This window comes from Ralstonia sp. ASV6 (genome assembly GCF_016429285.1).
GTDB classification, from domain to species: Bacteria; Pseudomonadota; Gammaproteobacteria; order Burkholderiales; family Burkholderiaceae; genus Ralstonia; species Ralstonia flaminis.
The window spans coordinates 1-5,949 of sequence record NZ_JAELUI010000215.1; the positions used below are offsets into that span (position 1 = coordinate 1).

The window sequence follows — 5,949 nt, forward strand, 5'->3', positions numbered from 1 at the left end:
GCCCAGGACAGATCGTCGTGTCCGTCACCGCCAACGGCGTCTACTCTGTGGACAAACAAGTGCTCGACACGCGTGACGTGACCAGCCTGGCCGATGCACTGCGCGCTGCCGCAGACAAGGCTGGCGGCCGCGAACCCATCGTCGTCGTCAACGCCGACGCACAAGCCGCGCACCAGGCCGTGGTGAACGTGATGGAAGCCGCGCGCGTGGCTGGCCTGTCGCACCTGACCTTCGCTACGCAAACCGGCAACGCCTCCCGCTAAACCCACACGCACGACATGCCCGTCGCCCAGCACCGTCTCGCCAGCTTCGTCACCCGCCAATGGCAGCAACGGGGCTGGTTCGCGTGGGTGATGTGGCCGCTCTCGTGGCTGTTTGGCGGCGTGAGCGCACTGCGCCGGCTGCTGTTCCGCCTGGGCTGGATGCGCTCGGTGCGCCTGCCGATGCCGGTGGTGGTGGTCGGCAACGTCACCGTGGGTGGTGCGGGCAAGACACCCGCCGTGATTGCGCTGGCATCAGCGCTGGCCGATGCCGGCATGCGCCCGGGCATCGTCTCGCGCGGATACGGCGTGCAGCTCAAGCACCCGCGCCCGGTGCGCGAGCATTCCCGCGCGGAAGACGTGGGCGACGAGCCGCTGCTCATCGCCCGTGCCACCGACCTGCCCGTGTGGGTGTTCCCCGATCGCGTGCTGTGCGCGCAAACGCTGCTGGCCTCGCACCCCGGCTGCAATGTCATCGTGTGCGACGATGGCCTGCAGCACTACCGCCTGCGCCGTGACATCGAAATCATCGTGTTCGATGCGCGCATGGGCGGCAACGGTTTTCTGCTGCCCGCCGGCCCCCTGCGCGAGCCGATGACGCGCAAACGCGACGCCACGCTGATCAACGACCCGAACTACCGCGCCACGCCCGACCGCCCGAACATCTTCGGCATGCATCTCGCGCTGCAGGACGCCTACAACCTGGCCGACCCGGCGCTGCGTCGCCCGCTCTCCCAGTTCGCTCGCGTTGAAGGCGAGCAACTGCTGGCCGCCGCCGGCATCGGCAACCCCGAGCGATTTTTCGCCTCGCTGCGCGCCGAGGGCCTCAAGCCCAGCACCCTGCCGCTGCCCGATCACTATGACTTCGCGAACAACCCGTTCGCCGACAGCCACGCCGAGGTGATCCTGATCACCGAAAAGGATGCCGTAAAATGCGGGCATCTCGACGACCCGCGCATCTGGGTGGTGCCGACCACGCCGGTGGTCGACACGGCGCTGGTCGAACAGGTCTGCCAGCGCGTGCGCGCCCTGGCCGATCGCGCAACCGCCAGAGCGGGCGCAAAATAACTCACCCCTCATCCGCTGTACCGGAGCGCCGCTCAGGCGCTGCCATGGAGCCTCTACTGTCATGGACAATCGCCTGCTGGAAATCCTCGTCTGCCCGCTGTGCAAGGGCACGCTGCAACACGACCGCGCCAACAACGAACTAATCTGCCACGTCGACAAGCTGGCCTACCCGATCCGCGACGGCATCCCCGTCATGCTGGCTGACGAAGCCCGCCAGACCGTGGAAGGCACGCCGGTCGATCCGGCCTGACGCGAAGGCTACCCGCCATGTCGCACGCACCGTTCATCGCCGTCATTCCCGCGCGGCTGGCATCCACGCGATTGCCTAACAAACCGCTGGCCGACATCGACGGCAAGCCGATGGTGGTGCGTGTGGCCGAGCGCGCGCATCAGTCGTCCGCCGCGCGCGTGGTGGTCGCCACCGATGCAGCGTCGGTCGCCGATGCCTGCATGCAGCACCACGTAGAAGCCGTACTCACCCGCGCCGACCACGCCTCCGGCACCGACCGCCTGGCCGAAGTGGCCACCGTGCTGGGGTTGCCCGATGACGCCATCGTCGTCAACGTGCAAGGCGACGAGCCGCTGATCGCCCCGACGCTGATCGACAACGTGGCCGCCCACCTGCGCGACCACCCGGACTGCGCCATCGCCACCGCTGCCCACCCGATCCACGACGCCGCTGACGTGTTCAACCCGAACGTCGTCAAGGTCGTACTGGATGCCGCCGAGCGTGCGCTGCTGTTCTCGCGCGCCCCGCTGCCCTGGGCACGTGATACCTGGACGTCCGCCGTGCTGGCGCAACCCGCCGCTGAGCGCCCGCTGCCCGCCATGCCCGTGCTGCGCCATATTGGCATCTACGCCTATCGCGCTGGCTTCCTGCGCCGCTTCCCGCAACTGGCTGCCGCGCCGCTCGAACAAACCGAGCAGCTCGAGCAGTTGCGCGCCATGTGGCACGGCGAGCGCATCGCCGTGCTGACCACGGATGACGCCCCGGCCGCTGGTGTCGACACGCCGGAAGACCTCGCCCGCGTGCGCGCCGCCTGGAGTGAACTGCTGGCCCAGGACGGCCCCTGAAAGCATAGATTTCGCGGAACTTGCAGCCGCCACGCCGAAACCCCGGCGCTGGCATGGCATAATCGCGAGGACGACAAGTCGCATGCTGGCGCCCACGCAAGGTGCCTCAGCGGCTGCAGGGAGACAAATCGAGCCATCGGTGCCGCCGTCCGGCGAGCGCCTGTTCCATCCAGTGTCCCGGTAAGGCTGGCGTCAATTTCGCCCGCTAGGCTGCCTGTTTGTGTCGATCAGGCGCGCATTAGGCGTTTTGGGAATCCGCCCTCTCGGACCGATTCCCAACGCGCTTCACGTTGCCTGACAGCGCGACAAGATTCGAAAACTTGAGGAACTCGTCACCATGCGGTTGATTCTGTTGGGCGCGCCCGGCGCCGGCAAAGGTACGCAAGCCAAATTCATCTGCGAGAAGTTCGGCATTCCGCAGATCTCTACCGGCGATATGCTGCGCGCTGCAGTCAAGGCCGGCACCCCGCTGGGTATCGAAGCCAAGAAAGTGATGGACGCTGGCGGCCTGGTGTCGGACGACATCATCATCGGCTTGGTGAAAGACCGCCTGCAGCAGCCCGACTGCAAGAACGGCTACCTGTTCGACGGCTTCCCGCGCACCATCCCGCAAGCGGAAGCCATGAAGGATGCCGGCGTGCCGATCGACTACGTGCTGGAAATCGACGTGCCGTTTGACGCCATCATCGAGCGCATGAGCGGGCGCCGCGTGCACGTCGCATCGGGCCGCACGTACCACGTCAAGTACAACCCGCCCAAGACCGACGGTGTGGACGATGTCACCGGCGAACCGCTGATCCAGCGCGACGACGATAAGGAAGAAACCGTACGCAAGCGCCTGGACGTGTATGAAAACCAGACGCGTCCGCTGGTGGATTACTACTCGCAGTGGGCTGCCAACGGCAACGACACCGCCAAGGTGGCACCGCCGAAGTATCGCAAGATCGCCGGTGTGGGTAGCGTGGATGAGATCACCATCCGCGCGTTCGGTGCGCTGCAGGACTGAACGCACCCCACGGACCCCGCCCATGAAAACGGCGCCTCATGAACGAGGCGCCGTTTTTTTTTTTGCGCGGTCACCCGCCGCTTCGCGCTACCATATGACGCTGAAATTGACGCGAACGTAAACGTCAAGTAACACACAGACCACAACCAAGGAGACACGACATGGAGATTCGCGACCAGGTATTCATCGTCACTGGCGGGGCATCGGGACTGGGTGCCGGCACGGCACGTACGCTGGCAGAAGCCGGCGGCAAGGTGGTGATTGCAGACCTGAACGAAGCGGCGGGCAATGCGCTGGCGCAGGAATTGGGTGGGCGCTTCGTGCGCTGCGATGTCGCATCGGAAGCCGATGGGCAGGCCGTGGTCGACGCGGCCACGTCGCTGGGCACGCTGCGCGGGCTGGTGAACTGCGCGGGCATCGCCACGGCGTCGCGCACGGTGGGCAAGACGGGGCCGCATCCGCTGGACCAGTTCGCTCGCGTGATCAACATCAACCTGATCGGCACGTTCAACATGATCCGGCTGGCGGCGACGGCCATGGCCAGCAACACGCCCAATGCCGGCGGCGAGCGCGGCGTGATCATCAACACAGCCTCGGTGGCGGCGTTCGATGGGCAGATCGGGCAGGCGGCCTACGCGGCGTCCAAGGGCGGCGTGGTGGCGATGACGCTGGCGATCGCACGTGATCTGTCGCGCGATGGCATCCGCGTGATGACGATTGCACCTGGCATCTTCGAGACACCGATGCTGCTGGGCATGCCTGCCGAGGTGCAGGATGCGCTGGGCAAGATGGTGCCGTTCCCGCCGCGCCTGGGTAAGCCGGCGGAATATGCACAGCTTGCACGCGCCATCATCGAGAACCCGATGCTCAACGGCGAGACCATCCGCCTGGATGGCGCCATTCGCATGCAACCGAAGTAAGCAGCGCGATCAAGCGGCGGCCGGCAGTGCCATCCGGCGAATCATCTGCCACGCCGCCTCCGCCGCCGGTGAGAGCGACCGGTCATGCCGGCGCGCCAGCACAATGCCACGCGTATCCTTGGGTGTGAGCGGCACCGACACCAGTTGCGACGACGACGGCAGCGGCAACGACAGCGCCGGCACCACGCCCGCGCCAATGCCGGCATCCACCATGCCAAACACGGCACTGCTATGCCCCATCTCTTGCGCCACATCGGGCTGCACACCGTGGCGCAAAAAGATGCGATCGATCAGTGGGCGGCTACCCGACGCGTGATCGAGTAGCACGACCGGCGCGCGGTGCAGATCTTTCCAGCGCACGCTGCTGCGCTGGGCAAATGGATGGTCACGGCGGCAAACGAGGCAGAACGGGTCGGTCAGTAGCGGCTCCGTCCACAGGCCTTCGGTATCCAGCGGCTCCACCACCACACCGAAATCCGCCCCGCCCGTGCGAATCAATTGCAGCGTATCGACCTGCACCGAATCACGCACGATCATGCGGATGTCCGGGTAGCGCGCCGCGCATTCCGCCACGTACAGCGGCATCAAACGCGTCGACACCGTCGGGCTGGACGCCACCACCACGCGCCCGCGCCGCTGCTCACCCACTTGGCGCGCCTGATGCAGCGTGTCATCCAGATCAGCAACCAAGCGATCGAGCGCGGTTGCCAGTGAGCGCCCCACTTCCGTCAGCACCACTTCGCGCGTGGTACGGTCGAGCAGCTTCAGGCCCAGCTCGCCCTCCAGTTCCGAGATCGAGCGGCTGACAGCCGGCTGCGTCAGGCCGATTGTGTCGCCCGCGCGACTGAAGCTGTGCGCACGTGCCACCGCCAGAAAGACGCGCAACTGCCGCAGGGTCACATTCATGCCGAAGCCGTATGAATTGATTCGATCAATGCATTTGTATTCTAGATAGGGATGTTGTGCAATAGCGCCTATCCCCGACTCCAACCCGCACCGTCACGCAATGGTGATGATGCACGCACATGAAGATTCCGCTGTTATCTCGTATTGATGGGTTCATCCAGGCCATGCTGGTGATGGTTGCGCTGGCCGTGTTCTTCCCCACCCTGGGCGCCAGCGACGGCCCGCTGCACCTGGATGTCGTCACCATCGTTGGCGTGTCGCTGGTGTTCTTCCTGCACGGCGCGGCACTCTCGCGCGAGAAGATCGTTGAAGGCGCGCGCAACTGGCGCCTGCACCTGTTCGTGCAGAGCTGCACGTTCATCCTGTTCCCGCTGATCGGCGCCGTGATCCTGTTTGTGTGCAAGCCGTTCATCCCGGCCGAGCTGCTGCTGGGCGTGTTCTACCTGTGCGCGCTGCCGTCTACCGTGTCGTCGTCAGTGGCGATGACGGCGATGGCCAAGGGCAACGTGCCGGCCGCGATCTTCAACGCCACCATCTCTGGCCTGATCGGCATGATTGCCACACCGCTGCTGATGAGTTTCGTGATCCAGGCCTCGGGCGCGGAACTGTCGGTGGGCAAGGCGCTGCTGGGCGTGGCCGAGCAACTGCTGCTGCCGTTCGTGCTGGGCCAGTTGCTGCGCCCGGTGATCGGCGGACTCATCACCAAGTACAAGGC

Annotated in this window: 8 protein-coding genes; 7 read left to right on the top strand and 1 reads right to left on the bottom strand. The window is 65.7% G+C overall.

Features of this window, described 5'->3' with window-relative positions; genetic code table 11:
• The 6 genes from JHD73_RS25850 to JHD73_RS25875 form a co-directional block, all read left to right on the top strand.
• On the top strand, positions 1-263 hold a 263-nt coding region (locus tag JHD73_RS25850), incomplete at its 5' end, for a biopolymer transporter ExbD (RefSeq protein ID WP_199033021.1).
• A gap of 15 nt (positions 264-278) precedes the next feature.
• Positions 279-1,328 carry a tetraacyldisaccharide 4'-kinase gene (gene lpxK, locus JHD73_RS25855; protein WP_199033022.1) on the top strand — a complete coding sequence of 350 codons (1,050 nt, stop codon included), beginning with the start codon at positions 279-281 and terminating at the stop codon, positions 1,326-1,328.
• Between the two features lie 61 nt (positions 1,329-1,389).
• A complete protein-coding gene (locus tag JHD73_RS25860; protein ID WP_004631803.1) occupies positions 1,390-1,578 on the top strand; it encodes a Trm112 family protein in 189 nt (62 codons plus the stop codon).
• A gap of 17 nt (positions 1,579-1,595) precedes the next feature.
• Positions 1,596-2,402 (top strand): 3-deoxy-manno-octulosonate cytidylyltransferase, encoded by an 807-nt coding sequence (gene kdsB, locus JHD73_RS25865; protein ID WP_199033023.1) that lies wholly within the window; start codon positions 1,596-1,598, stop codon positions 2,400-2,402.
• A gap of 337 nt (positions 2,403-2,739) precedes the next feature.
• Positions 2,740-3,408 carry an adenylate kinase gene (gene adk / locus JHD73_RS25870; protein ID WP_199033024.1) on the top strand — a complete coding sequence of 223 codons (669 nt, stop codon included), beginning with the start codon at positions 2,740-2,742 and terminating at the stop codon, positions 3,406-3,408.
• 161 nt (positions 3,409-3,569) lie between these two features.
• Positions 3,570-4,328, top strand: coding sequence for a 3-hydroxyacyl-CoA dehydrogenase (locus tag JHD73_RS25875; RefSeq protein WP_199033025.1), 759 nt, complete (start codon positions 3,570-3,572; stop codon positions 4,326-4,328).
• Between the two features lie 9 nt (positions 4,329-4,337).
• Here the strand turns inward: JHD73_RS25875 and JHD73_RS25880 are convergent, their stop codons facing one another.
• Positions 4,338-5,234 (bottom strand): LysR family transcriptional regulator, encoded by an 897-nt coding sequence (locus JHD73_RS25880; RefSeq protein ID WP_199033026.1) that lies wholly within the window; start codon positions 5,232-5,234, stop codon positions 4,338-4,340.
• Between the two features lie 119 nt (positions 5,235-5,353).
• On the opposite strand from JHD73_RS25880, the gene JHD73_RS25885 reads away from it, so the two are divergent.
• Positions 5,354-5,949 (top strand): bile acid:sodium symporter (locus tag JHD73_RS25885; protein ID WP_199033027.1); only part of this gene is annotated, 596 nt, incomplete at its 3' end.